The sequence below is a fragment of the Thermococcus sp. MV11 genome, from assembly GCF_012027285.1.
In the GTDB taxonomy this organism is placed as follows: Archaea; Methanobacteriota_B; Thermococci; order Thermococcales; family Thermococcaceae; genus Thermococcus; species Thermococcus cleftensis.
The window spans coordinates 180,400-196,563 of the sequence record NZ_SNUD01000002.1; the positions used below are offsets into that span (position 1 = coordinate 180,400).

Annotated in this window: 21 protein-coding genes and 2 tRNA genes; 19 read left to right on the top strand and 4 right to left on the bottom strand. The window is 55.4% G+C overall.

Annotated elements, in window-relative coordinates; translation table 11 throughout:
• Nucleotides 1-106: 106 nt before the first annotated feature.
• Nucleotides 107-901, top strand: a complete 795-nt coding sequence (locus E3E27_RS06365) for a methyltransferase domain-containing protein (RefSeq protein WP_167773887.1) — start codon at nucleotides 107-109, stop codon at nucleotides 899-901.
• Here the strand turns inward: E3E27_RS06365 and E3E27_RS06370 are convergent.
• The gene (locus tag E3E27_RS06370; RefSeq protein WP_240910678.1) at nucleotides 885-1,271 is read right to left on the bottom strand and encodes a multidrug transporter; all 387 of its coding nucleotides are present in this window, start codon (nucleotides 1,269-1,271) and stop codon (nucleotides 885-887) included. The genes E3E27_RS06365 and E3E27_RS06370 overlap by 17 nt on opposite strands.
• Nucleotides 1,272-1,479: 208 nt before the next feature.
• Nucleotides 1,480-2,274 (bottom strand): nitrilase, encoded by a 795-nt coding sequence (locus E3E27_RS06375; RefSeq protein ID WP_167773888.1) that lies wholly within the window; start codon nucleotides 2,272-2,274, stop codon nucleotides 1,480-1,482.
• A gap of 517 nt (nucleotides 2,275-2,791) precedes the next feature.
• Between E3E27_RS06375 and E3E27_RS06380 the strand changes: the two genes are divergently transcribed.
• Together E3E27_RS06380 and E3E27_RS06385 are read left to right on the top strand one after the other, a co-directional pair.
• Entirely contained in the window at nucleotides 2,792-3,442 is a 651-nt protein-coding gene (locus tag E3E27_RS06380) for a metallophosphoesterase (RefSeq protein WP_014788586.1), read from the top strand.
• 100 nt (nucleotides 3,443-3,542) lie between these two features.
• Complete coding sequence (locus E3E27_RS06385; RefSeq protein WP_014788587.1) at nucleotides 3,543-3,884, top strand: transcriptional regulator; 342 nt, start codon at nucleotides 3,543-3,545, stop codon at nucleotides 3,882-3,884.
• Here the strand turns inward: E3E27_RS06385 and E3E27_RS06390 are convergent.
• Nucleotides 3,881-5,569 (bottom strand): DUF4910 domain-containing protein, encoded by a 1,689-nt coding sequence (locus E3E27_RS06390; RefSeq protein ID WP_167773889.1) that lies wholly within the window; start codon nucleotides 5,567-5,569, stop codon nucleotides 3,881-3,883. The genes E3E27_RS06385 and E3E27_RS06390 overlap by 4 nt on opposite strands.
• Nucleotides 5,570-5,626: 57 nt before the next feature.
• Nucleotides 5,627-6,685: a glycosyltransferase family 2 protein gene (locus tag E3E27_RS06395; protein WP_014788589.1), complete on the bottom strand. Its 1,059-nt coding sequence runs from the start codon at nucleotides 6,683-6,685 to the stop codon at nucleotides 5,627-5,629.
• A gap of 74 nt (nucleotides 6,686-6,759) precedes the next feature.
• On the opposite strand from E3E27_RS06395, the gene E3E27_RS06400 reads away from it, so the two are divergent.
• From E3E27_RS06400 to E3E27_RS06475, 16 genes are all read left to right on the top strand, one after another.
• Nucleotides 6,760-6,837 (top strand) — tRNA-Pro (locus tag E3E27_RS06400).
• A 324-nt stretch (nucleotides 6,838-7,161) separates the two neighbouring features.
• Nucleotides 7,162-7,237: transfer RNA gene (locus E3E27_RS06405), tRNA-Gln, on the top strand.
• Nucleotides 7,238-7,638: 401 nt separating this feature from the next.
• Nucleotides 7,639-7,854, top strand: coding sequence for a hypothetical protein (locus E3E27_RS06410; protein ID WP_014788590.1), 216 nt, complete (start codon nucleotides 7,639-7,641; stop codon nucleotides 7,852-7,854).
• A gap of 4 nt (nucleotides 7,855-7,858) precedes the next feature.
• Nucleotides 7,859-8,293, top strand: a complete 435-nt coding sequence (locus E3E27_RS06415; RefSeq protein WP_048151901.1) for a hypothetical protein — start codon at nucleotides 7,859-7,861, stop codon at nucleotides 8,291-8,293.
• Nucleotides 8,294-8,485: 192 nt separating this feature from the next.
• Entirely contained in the window at nucleotides 8,486-9,118 is a 633-nt protein-coding gene (locus E3E27_RS06420; RefSeq protein WP_014788592.1) for a DUF1102 domain-containing protein, read from the top strand.
• 5 nt (nucleotides 9,119-9,123) lie between these two features.
• A complete protein-coding gene (locus E3E27_RS06425; RefSeq protein ID WP_014788593.1) occupies nucleotides 9,124-9,660 on the top strand; it encodes a DUF1102 domain-containing protein in 537 nt (178 codons plus the stop codon).
• A 66-nt stretch (nucleotides 9,661-9,726) separates the two neighbouring features.
• Nucleotides 9,727-10,236, top strand: coding sequence for a DUF1102 domain-containing protein (locus E3E27_RS06430; RefSeq protein WP_014788594.1), 510 nt, complete (start codon nucleotides 9,727-9,729; stop codon nucleotides 10,234-10,236).
• The gene (locus E3E27_RS06435; protein WP_167773890.1) at nucleotides 10,233-11,297 is read left to right on the top strand and encodes a signal peptidase I; all 1,065 of its coding nucleotides are present in this window, start codon (nucleotides 10,233-10,235) and stop codon (nucleotides 11,295-11,297) included. Before E3E27_RS06430 ends, E3E27_RS06435 begins: the two co-directional genes overlap by 4 nt.
• Nucleotides 11,294-12,664, top strand: coding sequence for a hypothetical protein (locus tag E3E27_RS06440; protein ID WP_167773891.1), 1,371 nt, complete (start codon nucleotides 11,294-11,296; stop codon nucleotides 12,662-12,664). The genes E3E27_RS06435 and E3E27_RS06440 overlap by 4 nt, the downstream gene beginning before the upstream one ends.
• Complete coding sequence (locus tag E3E27_RS06445) at nucleotides 12,661-13,683, top strand: DUF5305 family protein (protein ID WP_167773892.1); 1,023 nt, start codon at nucleotides 12,661-12,663, stop codon at nucleotides 13,681-13,683. The genes E3E27_RS06440 and E3E27_RS06445 overlap by 4 nt, the downstream gene beginning before the upstream one ends.
• A gap of 102 nt (nucleotides 13,684-13,785) precedes the next feature.
• Nucleotides 13,786-14,322 (top strand): inorganic diphosphatase, encoded by a 537-nt coding sequence (locus E3E27_RS06450; protein ID WP_050002543.1) that lies wholly within the window; start codon nucleotides 13,786-13,788, stop codon nucleotides 14,320-14,322.
• Between the two features lie 36 nt (nucleotides 14,323-14,358).
• A complete protein-coding gene (locus E3E27_RS06455) occupies nucleotides 14,359-14,916 on the top strand; it encodes a DNA-directed RNA polymerase (RefSeq protein ID WP_167773893.1) in 558 nt (185 codons plus the stop codon).
• A complete protein-coding gene (gene spt4, locus E3E27_RS06460; protein ID WP_014788600.1) occupies nucleotides 14,916-15,104 on the top strand; it encodes a transcription elongation factor subunit Spt4 in 189 nt (62 codons plus the stop codon). The genes E3E27_RS06455 and spt4 overlap by 1 nt, the downstream gene beginning before the upstream one ends.
• The gene (locus E3E27_RS06465; RefSeq protein WP_167773894.1) at nucleotides 15,104-15,634 is read left to right on the top strand and encodes a GTP-dependent dephospho-CoA kinase; all 531 of its coding nucleotides are present in this window, start codon (nucleotides 15,104-15,106) and stop codon (nucleotides 15,632-15,634) included. The genes spt4 and E3E27_RS06465 overlap by 1 nt, the downstream gene beginning before the upstream one ends.
• The gene (locus E3E27_RS06470; RefSeq protein ID WP_014788602.1) at nucleotides 15,624-15,920 is read left to right on the top strand and encodes a 30S ribosomal protein S24e; all 297 of its coding nucleotides are present in this window, start codon (nucleotides 15,624-15,626) and stop codon (nucleotides 15,918-15,920) included. Before E3E27_RS06465 ends, E3E27_RS06470 begins: the two co-directional genes overlap by 11 nt.
• Before the next feature lie 10 nt (nucleotides 15,921-15,930).
• The gene (locus E3E27_RS06475; protein WP_014788603.1) at nucleotides 15,931-16,098 is read left to right on the top strand and encodes a 30S ribosomal protein S27ae; all 168 of its coding nucleotides are present in this window, start codon (nucleotides 15,931-15,933) and stop codon (nucleotides 16,096-16,098) included.
• The last annotated feature ends 66 nt before the right edge of the window (nucleotides 16,099-16,164 follow it).

The following is a 16,164-nucleotide window of genomic DNA, read 5'->3' on the forward strand; positions in this document are numbered from 1 at the left end:
GGGAAGGAGGTCAGACTAGTCTCTTCAACGCCTGCGAGTGAGGTCACTACTTGGACAATTCCGATAGATTTAAATAATTTCATGCATTATTCCCGGGGGTGATGCTATGTCCCTTGAAGAGTTGTACCGCTACGCGAGGGGGTACATGGAGCCGGGCAATGAGGGAGCCAGGAAAAGGTTCAAGGACCTCACGGGGTTCTTCGAAGGGTTGGGGCTTCCTAAAGGCGGCAGTGTTCTAGATCTATGTGCCGGAACCGGCATAGCTGGAATCGCTGCGGCAAAGGCAACGAACGCCAAGAAGTTAACCCTCCTCGACGCCAGAGCCGAGGATTTGGAGAGGGTTCAGGAGTGGGTCGAACTTGCCGGCCTGGGCATCGCTCCGGCAAAGGTTCACGGGGACGTGAGGGAAGCGGCGAAACTTGTTGGGGAGCACGAGGTCGCGCTCCTCTTTGGCAACACCATGATACACTTCGATCCCTTCGATGCGGTTAAGATATTCGCCAACGTTACCTTAGCGCTTAGCGAGAACGGGGTTTTCCTTATTGAAGACACCGACAGGGTTTACAGGATACTCTATGGAACGGGCTACAAGGAGTTCTTCGTCGAGAGCAGGGGAGAGGATCACACTTTGGCCTCAGTCCACGAGGGCTACGACGTAACTAGAGGCACCTTCAGGAGAACCTACTACCTGCTACCGGGCTTCAGAAAGGTCGGGAGCTTCGACTTCCACCATTGGGATCTGGCGACGCAGCTGGCGATCGGAAGAATATTCTTTAGGGAAGCCAGGCTCATAAGGCCGGGGGAGCACGGGTTCGTGAGGGTAGGGGACGTTCTCTACTTCAGAGAGCCCAGGAGGGAGATAGCCAAACTCGTCTTGGGAGATTTCAACGGCCCGAGCTGAGGTCTATTCTTATTTCCTGGCTCACGTTCCCGTTTTTGACAACGAGGTAGTAGCCGTCGTCAGGAACGGTGATGTTTAGGTTCAACTTTGTGATGTTCTCCCACTTCATCACCACCCTACCCCTCTCGAGTCCCTCGAAGTAGCCGGAGTCGGAGACAACCACGTAGACGGAGAAGGGGTTATCAGCAGTTATCGTCCCGAGGACATGAGAATCGGCCGGCAAAAGCTCGGCCTGAAGCGAGTCCGCCCCAAAGTAACCCTCCTGATGGGAATAGTCCGAGAGAAACGCCTCGACATTGACTGCTAGCCCTATGACAAGGGCAGCGACGAGCAAAAGCGCAAGCATTAAGTGGCCCTTCATTCCAACCATCAGGCTTTTATACGGCTCTTTAACTTAAAATCTTTTCGAATATCCGGCCAAATCTCCCTCCGCGACTTCAGCAGGGATTTTGTGGGAAAATCTCCAGCCTAATCACTGAATTACTGTAACGTCCACGAATATCAACAACAATTAACCCATTGAGTTCCAATCATAGCTGGGTATTATGCAAAGCTAAGAATAAAAAGCTGGAGGCACTTCAAAGGGAATACGTCTCGGGCCTTCTGTCCCTGAAAACGTCGTTCATGTCGTTGAGCCTCTTACTCCTGGCGAGTTCAAGGTCTGCCTCAACGACGGCCACCTCCTCCTTATCCTCGCTCCCCATGGCAAGGACTTCGGCCTTCGGCGAGGCTATCGTGCTCTTCCCTATGAACCTAAGGCCCCTCTCCTCGCCGATTCTGTTGGCGGTTACAGTGTAAACCCTGTTCTCCAAAGCCCTAATCGGCATCGCCCTCGGGGCATAGGGCATGACAAGGTTGCTCGGGTGGGCGATTATCTCAGCACCCTTCAGGGCTAGCGTTCTGGCGCTCTCCGGGAAGAACCAGTCGAAGCATATCATCACGCCGACCTTGGCGATGCCTATGTTGAAGACATGGAAGCCGAGGTTGCCGGGCTCGAAGAAGAGCTTCTCCCGGTAGAACAGGTGAACCTTGCGGTACTTCCCTATGTAGCCGCTCCCTATAGGACCAGTCATCACGGCGGAGTTGTAAAGCCTTCCCTTCTCGTCCTTTTCAGCCGTTCCAGCAACTATGAAAACGCCGAGCTCCCTTGAAAGCTCCATCAGGAACTCGGTCGTCGGGCCATCGGGAATCTGGCCGGCGACCTCTTCAACCTCGCCCCTGCTCTCAAAGTTGTATCCTGTATCAAAGAGCTCCGGCAGAACTATGAGCTGGGCACCCTCACGAACGGCGGTTCTTATCAGCTCCTCGGCCTTCGAGTAGTTAATCTCAGGCTCGAGGAGAACCGGCTCCATCTGGACGTAGGCGATCTTCATGCTACCACCACACCCACATCGCCCGGAGAGTAGATAAGGTTAGCGGAACGGATCTGGAACGACAAACGTAATTAGAAGAGGAAAAAATACAAAAAACCAGTTTAAAACAGCCTTTAAGTCTGATTGCGATACTAAACACAACGCATCTTAGAATTACAAGTGTGTTAAATGATAAACAACCTCCAAAAGACATCTAAGTGACAGAAAAATCTGGCCTCTGAAACCAGGCTCCTGCGGCCCGTTTTTGTCCCCACGGGAGCTCGACCACCCGTTTCGCCTTGCAAGGAGGGGAAACCCCGAACCACGGAAAAGCTTAAAAAGGAACCCCCGGAGCTAACCCCGGAGAGAAACTCAGGGGTGATGATCATGAAGAGGCGCCCGAGGAAGTGGAAGAAGAAGGGAAGAATGAGGTGGAAGTGGATTAAGAAGAGGATCAGGCGCTTGAAGAGGCAGCGCAGGAAGGAGCGCGGACTCATCTGATGCCCTCCTTCTTTTCCACCATTTTCCTGGTGGTCTCATGTACTCTTTTGACGAGTTCGAGAGGCTGACCCTCGAGCTTGACACCGAGAGGGGGAGGACTCTTCTCGTAGCGGATCCCCACATAGGCTTTGAACTCTCCCGCGGGCTGAGGGTAAGGACGCGCTTCGAGGAGAGGCTGGCGGAGTTCATAGCCGAAAAGGACCCGGACCTCCTGATTCTCCTCGGAGACGTTAAAGAGCCGATAGGACTGAGCTTCACGGCCAAGAAGCTCCTCATGAGCTTCTTTTCGGAGTTGGGGGATATTCCAACGCTGATAACCAAGGGCAATCACGACGGCAGGATAGAGGAGGTGGCCAAAGAGTTCAGACACGTTGAGGTGGTGGAACACGTCCTCATAGAAAAAGCGCTCTTTCTCCACGGCCACACGGGCCTCCCTGATGTCGAGTTCTCTGAAGCCTATCTCGGCCACATACACCCGGCTTACACCTTCAAAAGCGGGGGCGTTGCGAGAAAGGTCAAGGTCTTCGCTCGCTCGGGGAGGTTTCTCGTCCTGCCTACGGCCAATCCTTTCATCGAGGGCTTCGACGTGAGGGAGGGGATAAAGATGGTCCCCTTCCTGCGGAACTCCCGGGAAATCGAGCTTTTCCTGCCAGAGGGTCTTTACCTTGGTAAGGTTTCGCTGGAGTAGTAATCCATTCCCCATTTATGTCCAATTCGCGGGCAAAGTTTATAACAGATATGAAGACAAACCTTCATAGGTAAGAAGGCGGGAAGGCAAGGTGAGTGAGATGAGTGATGTTTACGAGAGGCTTGAAGCGTTACTCCGCTCGTTAGGCGTGAAGAAGACCGAACTGAGGATATACAGGCTTCTTCTGGAGAAGAAGGAGCCGATGAGAATAACGGAGATACAAAAGGAGCTGGGCATAAGCGAGCGCTCGGTGAGGGAGCACGTGCTGAGTCTCTACCGGAAGGGCATTCTCAAGAGAACGCTCATAGAGCAGGGCTGGCTGGGCTACACCTACACCGCCGTCTCGCCCAGCGAGGTCCTCGAGGACATCAAGCAGAACCTGATAAAAAGGATAAACGAACTGGAACAGGAACTGAAAAACTCCAAATACAGCAAAAGCTAGGCCCTCTCTACTATTCCAGTTTTCTCGAGTATCTCAACGAGCCTCCTCAGCGTTTCTTCTTCGATCTCTTCGTACTCCTCGCGAAGGGCCTCGTAGGCCCTCTCCTCGGGAAGCATCTCGGCCAGCATCAAGAGCGCATGGAGCTGGGCGAGCACCTTTCTGTCCTTCGTGAGCTTCCTGAACTCCTCCGCAAGTTCGGCGTCTCTCTCCCTGATGAGGCGTTCCGAGATGACGCCCTTAACCTTCCAGACCAGCCAGGGCTCCTGCCCGAACTCGTGGCCGCTCTCGATTCCCAGGAAGCGCGAATCCCTGGCAAGGCCCACCATCACCAGCCTTTCGATCTCCTCGGTTTCCCTCTCCCTGGAAAGCTCCCCCAGGTACTTCATCGCGTAGCCCCTGGCGAAGCGCTGGAGTTCGGACTTCTTAGCCCTCGCCAGCGCGAGAGCAGTGGCCAGAACGGCCCTGCCTATCACATCTATGCTCTCCAGGCTCACCTTGTCGATGGTGTCTTCGCTGGAGTGGTAGAAGCGATCCGGCCAGGTTATGGGCATCACCGCGGGGATACCGAAGAAGTTGAACACGTCGTGGTCGCTTCCCATCTCGTAGGGGTAGCTCCTAAACCTGAGCCTCGGGAGGTGGCTTCCTGAGAAGCTCTTCTCACCGGCGTTGGCCAGGTCAAGGTAGTACTCGAGGAGACCTGAAACCACGGAGAACCTCGATGCCGGCGTTCTGACGAGCATCACTGCCGAACCGGAGCGATCCGGGCTTCCCGCCACCATGTCAAGGTTGATGTCGGCATAGTAGTTATCCAGCTCGGCGTGGCGCTCTATGAAGGCCTGGGTTCCGTAGTACTCAGGCACCCAGAGGAAGGCGAAGCCGAAGCGGAAGGAGTCGTCATATAGTTCGCTGAGAACCCTGGCCAACTCGATGAGCATCGCGCTCCCGCTCGCGTTGTCGTTGGCTCCTGGCTTCGGGTGGCAGACGTGGGCGGTGAGGAGTACGAAGGGCGGCCTTCCAATTTCGGCGTAGAGTATTGGAAGAACCTGCCGCTCGCTTATTGACACCTCGACCTCTATCCTCGCTTTCACCCTCTCGCCGGAGTTCAGCTTTCCGATTATCTCCCTGGCGATGTTCTCGGGAGCCGCGACCGCCGGAATCCTCGCCCACTCGAGGTCGTCCCCGGTGAGGAACAGGCCGATGTATGGAAAAGCTCCTCCCGTCCCCTCGCGGTAGGCGATGAAGCCAACCGCCCCAACCTCGTTTGCCCTCCTGTAAGCGTCGCGCCACTCCCTTCCAACGAGGACTATCCTGCCCTCTGCCCTATCCCAGTCCTCCTCCCTGGCTATGTGAACCACCTCACCCTCGGCCCTCCCGCCGGGTGAGTGGGCCATCACCAGGAGGGGGCTAATTGACGTAGTTAGGGTCTTTCCCAGGATCTCGATCTCACCGCGCACCAGATCCCAGGCTATCGGGGCCTTCAGGGTTAGGTAGCGACTCCTTCCGTCGTAGGACTCTTCGTAAAGCCTGGGCTCGATTCCAAGGGAACGGAGCTGCCCCTCGATGAACTCAACGGCCTCAACCAGCCCCCGGGAACCCTGTATGCGGTGGAACCTGCTTATCTCCGCCATGTACTGCAGAACGCGGTTCGGATCAAAAACGCCAGCATCGTTGAGAAAGCGCCTCATGGCTATCCCCTCCAAAAGTGGCGTGGGGAGATATTTAAGCATCTCCCCGAGAGAGCATCAACCCCAGGTCACGTGCCTGTTGAGGAGGAAGCGGACGAAGAAGGAGACCACTATTCCAATCAGGTTCGCGATGAGGTAGTGTAACCCAAGATGAACCAGGCCAGTGTAAATGGCCAGCTGAACAACCGCGCCCGTCAAGGCGGCCGCGTGAAACGTGACGAGCCTTTCCCAAAGGGGCTTCCTTTTGAGGTCCCTGAAGGTCCATAGGTCGTTCCAGGTGAAGTTGTTGAGTATCGCCAGCTCGGTCGCGGGTATGTTGGCCAGTATCTTGTCCCAGCCCAGGAAGTTCACGAAGGCCCACAGAAAGCCCTCGTTCACGACGACACCCGAGAGGCCGACGAGAGTGAACTTTACCAGCCTGTCAAGCTCGCCCTCCCAGCGCATGAGCCTGTAAACGTGCTTGAGGTAGTTCACCATGGTCTTCGTTCCCAGTTTGCTCTCGCCGGCATGCCTCAGGCCGAAGGTGAAGGGAACCTCCTTGACTTCCTTGTATTTACCTTTTATGAGAATCTCCATGAGTATTTTGAAGCCTATCGGGTTAAGTTCGGCCCCCTCCACGACCTCCCTCCTGAGGGCGAAAAAGCCGCTCACCGGATCCTTGATGTCCCGTATCTTTGGAAGCGCAAGGCGGCCTATCATTATGGCACCCTTCGAAATGAGCTTCCTGTACCAGTACCAGTTCCTAACCCCCCCGCCCGGCACGTACCTGCTCGCTATTGCTATGTCCGCACCTTCTTCGATGGCCTTCAGCAGTGCGGGAATAACCTCCGGAGGGTGCTGTAAATCCGCGTCCATAACCACGAAGACGTCGCCCTCGGCCTCCGCAAACCCCCGGAGAACAGCCGAAGAGAGGCCCTTCTCGTTGGTGCGGTGGATTACCCTAACGGGAAACCTCTCAGCCAGCCTCTCAGCAAGTTCCCAGGTTCTATCAGGGGAATCATCGTCCACGATGATTATCTCGTAGTCGTATCCCTTCAGAGCCCCGCTTATCCTCTCAAAGAGCTCCTCCAGGTTGTCCCTCTCGTTGTAGGTTGGAACGATGATTGAAACCTTCACTGCCTTTCCCTCCGGTGGGGTGAGATAAATCCGTAAACTTTATAAGCCCTACGAATTCCCTTAAGGGCGGGCATGGGGCCGTGGGGTAGCTTGGCCTATCCTTCCGGCTTCGGGAGCCGGGGACCCGAGTTCAAATCTCGGCGGCCCCACCATAGGAAACTTTTCTGGCAAAAGTTCTATCGAAACCTGTGGCCCTTTCTAAAAGGCCGATTTCCGTGTAATTTTCATTGGAAAGAATGTTCAGACCTGGAAACTTTCAGAAGATCCGCGATTTCCAGGGACCTCTTTTAGGGATTTGCTTTTTGAAACCACAAAATTGGGGAGTTTTCGAAGAATTTCAGCGCCAGCGGAAGTCCAGCTTTTTTTAACTGTTTTGGTATCGAGAACTCGCCCCACAACAGCCCGAGACCGCGAACGTGCGCAGGATCCAGAAGGATAAAATTTATAAATCCCACCTGAAACCTATCATCGGGCATAGCCCCGTGGTGTAGCGGCCAAGCATGCGGGACTCTGGATCCCGCGACCGGGGTTCGAATCCCCGCGGGGCTACCATTCAACTGGGCTCCAGACCTTCGAACCCCACCATACCTCTACCACCGGTTCTAATTTCAAACTCCATGTTACACCCCACATCGTACGTTGTAGCGTTACCCCCTTCTCAGGGGGTTCCCCCCAAGACGGAGCTTTCTTCAGTGCGGCGGAGAATTCTCAACACCCAGTGCATCTTTTGATCCGCACTCTATAGAATCTCCAGTACAGCCCGGGAAACCACCATTAAAATCCAAAGAATAAAAGGTCAGCCAAGGTTTCAACAACGCACAGCACCAATTTTAGCTGAATAGGGCAACAGAACGCCGAAAATTCGGAAATCGGACTTTTTAAGAACCTTTAAATAGTATGCGGCCTATTTAGAGTAGTGTTACACATCGGATACCTAACACGGAGGTGGAGGTATGAACAGCACAGTCAATCTGGAGGGTGAAATCAAGGACTTGCTCAGGCTTCACGGCCCACTGAGCGTGGCTTTCCTGACGAGGTTCCTCAACGAGAGGGGGCTGGACTGCACTAGGCAGAAGGTGGAGAGGACGTTGAGAAAGATGATCCAGCAGAAGAAGGTGGAGGCTTTTTACACCAACGGGAACAGGAGAAAGCATTACCGTCTGCGGTGATAGAATGGGCGCAACTACAGCGATACTAGGAAACGACAGGAGAATGCTCATGGTGGAGTTCCTCCAGAAGAAGAACGGCCACGCAGAGCTGAGGGACATAGTTGAGTACATCGCCGAGATGGAAGGTGACACCGCCCGGAAGCACAGGAAAAGCGTGTACGTGAGCCTGATGCAGACCCATATCCCAAAGCTGGAAAGGGAGGGGGTAGTAACTTTCAACCATGGCATCGTCACGCTCCTGAAGATACCGGACGATGTTACCGTCTACATGGAGGTCGTGAACAAGCACGACATCAGCTGGAGCGCCTTCTACCTGGGCACCTCGCTGATATTCATAGTCGCCGGTTGGTACCTGGGAAGCATGCCACTTCTTCTCGCGGCGCTGGTGTATCTGGCGATAAGCATCGTGCACCACAGAAAGATTAACCGGCTTGTTTGAGCTAATGAAGAACTAATTGGCCTTCTTTAATCAGAACGGCCGGTTTTATTCACGGTAACGGCACATTACCCTTGAGTAAGCCGGAATTTCCTATATAGCAGAAGGGTCTTAGTGAGGTACAAGTGTCCCCGTGAAGTGCCATCTGGAGGTGGTGCCGAGAGATGCCGACTTGATATCCAGGAGGAAAACACCATGAAGAAAGTTTTGGCCCTCGGTATGCTGGGGCTGATGATCGCGGCGGCCTTCGCTTTGGGCACGAGCGCGACCTTCAGGGACTACCGCGTCCAGAGGAGCTCACACATCGCCGTCGTTCCAGACGACAACGAGCTCATCGATCTGACGCCCGTCCAGCCCTACGCGTACATCAACGATGGGGGGCAACTCGTTATTGACTTCTCAGAGAACAACCCGAACTGGCCCGGGCACGACGACCCTAGCTGGGCGGAGTACCAGGGAGAACTTGAGGGGTACACCGGCAAGGGCATCGGTCTGAGCCCGCAGAGCAGATACAACTTTGACCACGTCTTCAACGTGAGCAACCACCTCTGGGAGGACAAGGTCATAGTGGTCGAGGTCATCTCATCGGATCCCGGCAGGGTTTCATTCTATGACCCAGGGGAGAACATGTACAGCACAAACGGCAACAACATCCCCTACAACTCAGACACGGCTGTTGGAGACGTTTGCTTCTACCTTGAGCCAGGCGAGGCCCTTGGCGTGGGTATGGAGCTGGCGGCCGGGAACAGTCTTGGAAGCTACGACGTGACCATAACCGTCAAGGCCTGGCCCGCTGACGACGCACCGATTGACTGCGGAGGCTGGTGATCAAAATGAAAAAGATAATCGGACTCTTCGTCCTTATAGCAGGGCTACTGATAGCCGTCACCGCCAGCAGTGCTAACTTCGCCTACTTTGAGGCGGACAGGAACGTCCATATCCAGGTTGTCCCCGACGACAACGAGCTCATCGACCTCAGGCCTATGCAGCCCTACGCGTACATCAACGACAACGGAATGCTCGTCATAGACCTCAGCCACAACAACGGCAACTGGGAAGAGGGATTCGGAGAGGGCGTCAGCCCGAACAGCACCTACATCTTCGAGGAAGTCTTCGGCGTGAGCAACGACCTCTGGGAGGGGACCCCGATATGTATGGAGATCACCTACAGCGGTGGCGACGAGGTCACGTTCTTTGAGGGTGACTATGTTGCCGGCCAGACCGTCGGTAGCGACCACCTCACGGTCACCGTTATGCCCGGCGACGTCGTTAGGATCGGAATGATCATAAACACCACCGGAATCAGCGCGCCCGACTCACTGGACGGCCAGATACAGTTCTACGCTGAGGCCGGCGAGTGCGAGAGCTGATGAGCCAGTAAACTTTCGTTATGGAGCGTTTGCTCCCCTTTTAGATTCTTCAAAGGGGGAAGAGATATGGGGACAAAAACAGAATTCATTGCTGGCATTGGAATCATGATTATCCTGCTCATAGGGGCGGGGGGGCTTCACTCCTCTGACCCGATCGCGGTAGCATACGCGACCCCCGATGGGGGAGAGTTCTCAATAGATTCCCCCGTCCCACCTTACTCGTACTCTGACGGCGGCGTTCTCGTCGTGGACATATCCCCAGACAACCCCTTCTACTCGGAGGGAGGAACTGGACTGAGCATCAACAGCACCTACGTTTTTGATGACGTTTTCATCGTGGAGAACAATCAAAGCGAGACCGGTTACGAGGTCATCTGCGTGAGGATCAGCTCGGATTTCATAGGAATTGGATTCTTCACCGGCCCATTCAACGGGAGCTGGTACGACGTGGTCGAGGTCTCCCTCAGGGCCGACGAGGGGACCGGAATAGGCATGAGGGTGAACACCACCGGACTTGAACTGGGTGATTACTGGGGCGAGATAACGATAGAGGCCTGGGGAGGAGACTGTCGATGAAGACTCTCCTCGAGTACAGCCTCCTGGCGGTTCTTGGAGTACTGGTCATCGGCTCACTGGTTGGAGCACTGCTGGACAGGCCAGTTTTCATGTCGTACGCATATTCGGAGAGCATGACGCCCACGATAAACAAGGGGGACCTGTTCTTCATCAACCCCCTGGACAGGAGCCCAGAAGTCGGAGACGTGATAGTGTTCAGGGTTGGGAGCACCTGGACGGTTCACAGGGTGGTTGCCATAATAGGAGATGGGTACGTAACGAAGGGAGACAACAACGTGGCAACCGACCAGCAGAGCCACAGCATACCCCCGATAGAGAAGGATCAGATCGGAGGGACGGTGATAGCCCCTGGCGGTCGCGTGATAACCGTACCAGAAGTGGGGAACTACATTGAGAACGGCCTCTCGGACAGGGGGAAGATCCTGCTCGGGGCCCTCCTCATCATCGTCGGGATACTTGCCTTCGGGAGCGGCGAGGCAAGGAGAAGGGGCGAGAGAAAGAGGTTCATCACCCTGAAGTTCAAGACCCTCTACCTGCTCGCCTCCTCGTTTCTCCTGCTCATGATAGCGGTGTCCATCTTCGTCTCCTGGGAGGTCATACCGGTGGAGTACTCCGTCACCTCCGCGGTGGGGGACCGGGAGGGCTGGTACGGGCCAGGGGAGGAGTTCCAGACAGAGATCACTGTGAAGAACAACAACATGTACCCGATGAGATACTACGTCTCCGCGCCGGAGCCCGTCACGGAGGTATCAAGCCCGGAGTTCGCCCTTTCACGTGGTGGGGAGAAGGACCTCACCATCACGATAACCGCCCCCGAGGTCACCGCGGTGTACTCAACCAAGGTCACGCTGAACGCCTACCAGCCCCTGCTTCCGGAGTCGATTATGGAAGCCCTCTACCGGGTGCACCCCATGGTACCACTGATGGCCATACTGGCCGTCGTCTCGGCCTTTCTCGGAGTGGTTTACCTCCTCTCGGGAATAGGGAATGAAGATGCGATTAGAATCAGGAGAAGGAAGCGTTCCAAGCTGAAGGGAATACCGGAGGTGTTTAGGTTATGAGAGGCATCATTGCAGTGCTGATAACACTCACACTAGCATCACTTGTTATCGTCAGCTCAAGCGGGACTTTCGTTGGTTTTGACGCCACCCGAGAGGTCAAGGTCCAGGTGGTGCCGCACGAGCAGGAGTACATCAGCCTCGACTGCGAGGACGGCTACGCCGCGGTCATCGAGGTCGGCACGAACTCTGAACTCGATTTTGACGCGCTGACGGTCAGGAATTACCTCAACGAGATGAAGGACGTCACGATCAGGCTCTACCCGGACTACTCAGGACTGCCGGGCGAGGTGAGCATGTTCGTGGAGACCGAGAACGGGGCCGTGAGGACGCTTGTCTCCGAGGAGGAGTACACGTTCTTCGGAAACGTAACAGTCGGAAGCGCAGAGCCAGGGGAGTACATAGTCCCCGTTGATATGCTCGCCACGTGGGACGGCGGAGACGCGTCGATATCCACCTGCCCCATAAAGCTGGTCATCACGGGGAGCCCGACGATAGAAAAGGAGCTCCTGAATGGACCGCTGGAACTTCCAACCCATACTTACGCGGAGTGGACGTTCAGAATCACCGTGAGGAACCCCGGTGAGGAGCAGACACTCACGATAAAGGACGTGATCCCCGGAGAGTTCGAGATAGAGTCGATAGACCCGAGCGCCGGAACGTACACGGTAACGCAGACCGGGGCGGCGTACCACATAACCTGGGGGGTTTACCTTGGGACGGGTGAGAGCGCCCACATGAACGTGACGGTATACACCAAGCTCAACCCAGCTGGCAAGCAGGAGTTCACGTCCTGCGGTGACTACATACTGAACGAAGGGGCTGAGCTGGTGGAGTACGGCATCAAGAGTGAGGGCATAACCGTCCACGCGACCTGTGATGGTGGAGACTGTGACCTGTGCATAAGGAACCTGTGGCTCAGTGGCGCCAGGCACCTTCCCACCGACGCCCCCGCGGACTACAACACCAGAACAGTGGTAGAGAACATGGGGGACGGGAGGAAGCTTGTCGTGACACAGTACATCGGCTCGCAGTTCACCCTGACGAACTACGTACCGTCGAAGGGAACCGTCTCTGTGGAGGCCATGCCCGACGGAAAGACGCGTGTTACCTGGACCCTCTACCTGGCCCACAACGAGGTAGCCCGGCTCAACCTCTACGAACACACTGACGGAATCCACACAAGCTCAAATACGTACGTCATGCTTACCACTACACCCTGCATTGCGGGCTGCGAGTGCCACGGCTGTGCCAAGTACGTGCACGTCTATTCCTGTGGCTGCCACGGGGAAGAGGGTCCAGAGGAACCGGACGTCTACGGAGGGGCTGAAATCGAATCTGACTGTTGTACGGAGGAATGTGAAAGATGAACAAAAAGAGCGTGGCGAAATTTATTGGAAGGAAGGAGGTTCTGGGAGTATTCCTGATCCTCTTCATGGTTTTCGCCTTTTATTCGGTAAAACTCATGAGCGCAAGTCCCTACGTCGTCACGACGCAGAGGGTTGGGACGTACAGTGAAGAGGGAACACTGAAGCACGAGGCGTATCTTGAACCGAACGACCTCTACGGTTACAGAGTAACCATGGACGAATACCCGATACCCCTGGTGGACAGATTCCTGCTGATCTACGATTACCGCTCCAGCCCACCGCTGAAGGAAGGATCGTACCATATCCTCGTAAAGGCCGAGTACTACGTGAACAAGGGGAGCGACGAGGTAGTGCTGTGGGAGGAGGTGCTCTTTGACGAGAGAGGCAACCTAACGGGAGGCGCCTTCACCTCGGAGTACGTTCTGGACATGAAAGACTTCTCCAACACGAGCAACAGGATAACCAGCGAACTTGGGGTGAGAAGGCTAAAGAACAGGATAACCATAGAGGCCACCGTTACCGGGACCGGAACCGTCGGAGACAGGAAGATAACGGAAAGCTTCGACCACAGCGTCGAGCTGATACGGGACCCCACGGCGGAGCTCTACTACTTCACCGACACGAGCAAGGTCGAGAAGAGGGCGCTGACGGAAACCCTACGAACCGAAAAGGAGGCAAGTGTCCTTGGATTCAGCGGGAATCTTGGAACCGCCCAGACCGCGAGCACCGTGCTGGCAGCTCTGATGCTCATTCCCCTTCTCGGCTACGTCTACATCTCAAGGAAACCCAAAGACGAGCTGGCGGGGATCCGGGAGTACATGGTCAAGGGCGCCCCAGGAACGGTCGAAAAGGTAGTCACGCTCAAGACGCCGAAGGATCTCGAGACCACCTTCGAGCTGATAGACAGGCCAATACTGCACTACCGGGAGGGCGATGAGGAAGTCTACGCGATAATAGACGACGGAGTATCGTACGAGTACCGGAAGCCGCTGCCGGAAAAGGAGAAGGAAGCCAGCTGAGGCTCCCTCCATCTTTTTTTAGATTTCCGTAACCAACAACTTTAAAAGCCCTATCCGAAAGGCTAACCTAGAAGTTCTACAAGAGGTAAGAGGTGGTTAGAGATGAACCCGTTCCACGAGCTTGAGCCCGGACCGGAGGTTCCAGAGGTCGTTTACGCTCTCATAGAGATTCCGAAGGGGAGCAGGAACAAGTACGAGCTCGACAAGAAGACCGGACTTCTTAAGCTCGATAGAGTGCTCTACAGCCCGTTCTTCTACCCGGTGGACTACGGAATAATCCCGCAGACCTGGTACGACGACGGCGACCCCTTCGACATAATGGTCATAATGCGCGAGCCGGTTTACCCCCTCACCATCATCGAGGCCAGGCCGATAGGCATAATGAAGATGGAGGACAGCGGCGATAAAGACTGGAAGGTCTTGGCCGTTCCCGTTGAGGACCCGTACTTCAAGGACTGGAAGGACATAGACGACGTCCCCAAAGCCTTCCTCGATGAGATTGCCCACTTCTTCCAGCGCTACAAGGAGCTCCAGGGCAAGGTCACCAAGATAGAGGGCTGGGGCAACGCCGAGGAGGCCAAGAAGGAAATCCTCCGTGCCATCGAGCTCTACAAGGAGAAGTTCGGCAAGAAGGAGTGATTTCTTTTCCCCTTATTCCCTCAAGGAGGTTAAGGCATGTACAAGCTCCTCAAGGTTAGGGACGTTGTGAGAATACCGCCCAAGATGTTCACGATGGACCCGAAGGAGGCGGCAAAGCTCGTCCTCCGCGAGACTTACGAGGGCATCTACGACAGGGACGAGGGAGTCGTTCTGGCCGTTATGGACGTCGAGGAGATAGGCCAGGGCGTCATCGTGCCGGGAGACGGGGCAACCTACCACGAGGTCGTTTTCAACGTCCTGGTTTGGAAGCCCGAGATGCACGAGGTCGTCGATGGCGAGGTCATAGACGTCGCCCCGTATGGTGCTTTCATTAGGATAGGCCCAATGGACGGTCTTGTCCACATCAGCCAGCTCATGGACGACTACGTCGTCTTCGACGAAAAGAACAAGCAGTTCATCGGCAAGGAGACCAACAGGATACTCAAGCTCGGCGACGAGGCGAGGGCGAGGATAATAGCCATAAGCATCAAGAGCCGCGTTATTAGGGAGAACAAGATAGGCCTGACCATGCGCCAGCCGGGCCTCGGAAAGATGGAGTGGATAGAGAAGGAGAAGCGCAAGGAGGGAGAGTGATGGTCAAGGAAAAGGCCTGCAGGCACTGCCACTACATAACCACCGAGGACCGCTGCCCGGTGTGCGGGAGCAGGGACCTCAGCGACGAGTGGTTCGACCTCGTGATAATCACAGATCCGGAGAACAGCAGGATAGCACAGAAGCTGGGCGTCAAGGTGCCCGGTAAATACGCCATAAGGGTCAGATGATGAGGCTCGTACTCACTCCCGAGCTCAGAAAAGCCCTCAAGGAGCCCCTGGGCGAACTCGTCCGGGGGAAGATTCCCGAACCGTACGTCAGGATTAGGGAAGAGCTTGAAAAAGCGAGGCACGTCGTCACCGTCGGCGACGTGGTGACCGAGAACGTCATCAAGCTCGGTATATCTCCAAGTCTGGCGATATACGACCACCGGACGAAGAGGAAGGCCTACAATCCTTCCATAGACCCGGGCGCGGTCGTGATGACCGTCCAGAACCCGGCCGGAACCATAACGAAAGCTTTATTAAACGCAATCAGAAAGGGCTTTGGACTGGCCGAGAGGGGCAGGCGGGTTTACATAAAGGTGAACGGAGAGGAGGATCTGGCGGCGATTCCGGCCGTGCTCTACGCCCCGCCCGGAAGCGTGGTGCTCTACGGCCAGCCCGACGAGGGAGTAGTGCTTATAAAGGTAACACCCGAATGCAAGCTCAAGTGTGGAAAGCTCATGTCCAAGATGGAGGTGGTTCACGATGGAGATTAAGGTTACCGAGATAAGGGAGAACAAGCTCCTCGGAAGGAAGGAGATATACTTCGATGTCATTCACGAGGGCGAGCCGACGCCGAGCAGGGCCGACGTCAAGGGCAAGCTTGTGGCCATGCTCGACCTTAACCCGGAGACCGTCGTTATCCAGTACATCAGGAGCTACTTCGGTAGCCGCGTCAGCAAGGGCTACGCCAAGGCCTACGAGAGCAGGGAGAGAATGCTCTACATCGAGCCCGAGTACATTCTCATAAGGGACGGCCTGATTCAGAAGGAGGAGGAGTGAGGTGGTTTAGATGGCCAAGAGGAAGAGCCAGAAGTGGAAGATGTACGAGGTTCAGGGCGGTAAGGTCAAGAGGAAGGGCAAGTTCTGCCCACGCTGCGGTCCCGGCGTCTTCATGGCCGAGCACAAGGACCGCTGGAGCTGCGGCCGCTGCGGCTACACCGAGTGGAAGAGGAAGTGATTTCTTTTCTCTTCCCGTTCAAGAACTCTTTTCCAGGACTTCTTCTAAGAGAAAAGCAAAGAAAAG

Coding starts and splice junctions, on each gene's coding strand:
- E3E27_RS06365 (WP_167773887.1), top strand. CDS start 107: ATGTCCCTTGAAGAGTTGTACCGCTACGCGAGGGGGTACATGGAGCCG.
- E3E27_RS06370 (WP_240910678.1), bottom strand. CDS start 1,271: ATGGTTGGAATGAAGGGCCACTTAATGCTTGCGCTTTTGCTCGTCGCT.
- E3E27_RS06375 (WP_167773888.1), bottom strand. CDS start 2,274: ATGAAGATCGCCTACGTCCAGATGGAGCCGGTTCTCCTCGAGCCTGAG.
- E3E27_RS06380 (WP_014788586.1), top strand. CDS start 2,792: ATGTACTCTTTTGACGAGTTCGAGAGGCTGACCCTCGAGCTTGACACC.
- E3E27_RS06385 (WP_014788587.1), top strand. CDS start 3,543: ATGAGTGATGTTTACGAGAGGCTTGAAGCGTTACTCCGCTCGTTAGGC.
- E3E27_RS06390 (WP_167773889.1), bottom strand. CDS start 5,569: ATGAGGCGCTTTCTCAACGATGCTGGCGTTTTTGATCCGAACCGCGTT.
- E3E27_RS06410 (WP_014788590.1), top strand. CDS start 7,639: ATGAACAGCACAGTCAATCTGGAGGGTGAAATCAAGGACTTGCTCAGG.
- E3E27_RS06415 (WP_048151901.1), top strand. CDS start 7,859: ATGGGCGCAACTACAGCGATACTAGGAAACGACAGGAGAATGCTCATG.
- E3E27_RS06420 (WP_014788592.1), top strand. CDS start 8,486: ATGAAGAAAGTTTTGGCCCTCGGTATGCTGGGGCTGATGATCGCGGCG.
- E3E27_RS06425 (WP_014788593.1), top strand. CDS start 9,124: ATGAAAAAGATAATCGGACTCTTCGTCCTTATAGCAGGGCTACTGATA.
- E3E27_RS06430 (WP_014788594.1), top strand. CDS start 9,727: ATGGGGACAAAAACAGAATTCATTGCTGGCATTGGAATCATGATTATC.
- E3E27_RS06435 (WP_167773890.1), top strand. CDS start 10,233: ATGAAGACTCTCCTCGAGTACAGCCTCCTGGCGGTTCTTGGAGTACTG.
- E3E27_RS06440 (WP_167773891.1), top strand. CDS start 11,294: ATGAGAGGCATCATTGCAGTGCTGATAACACTCACACTAGCATCACTT.
- E3E27_RS06445 (WP_167773892.1), top strand. CDS start 12,661: ATGAACAAAAAGAGCGTGGCGAAATTTATTGGAAGGAAGGAGGTTCTG.
- E3E27_RS06450 (WP_050002543.1), top strand. CDS start 13,786: ATGAACCCGTTCCACGAGCTTGAGCCCGGACCGGAGGTTCCAGAGGTC.
- E3E27_RS06455 (WP_167773893.1), top strand. CDS start 14,359: ATGTACAAGCTCCTCAAGGTTAGGGACGTTGTGAGAATACCGCCCAAG.
- spt4 (WP_014788600.1), top strand. CDS start 14,916: ATGGTCAAGGAAAAGGCCTGCAGGCACTGCCACTACATAACCACCGAG.
- E3E27_RS06465 (WP_167773894.1), top strand. CDS start 15,104: ATGAGGCTCGTACTCACTCCCGAGCTCAGAAAAGCCCTCAAGGAGCCC.
- E3E27_RS06470 (WP_014788602.1), top strand. CDS start 15,624: ATGGAGATTAAGGTTACCGAGATAAGGGAGAACAAGCTCCTCGGAAGG.
- E3E27_RS06475 (WP_014788603.1), top strand. CDS start 15,931: ATGGCCAAGAGGAAGAGCCAGAAGTGGAAGATGTACGAGGTTCAGGGC.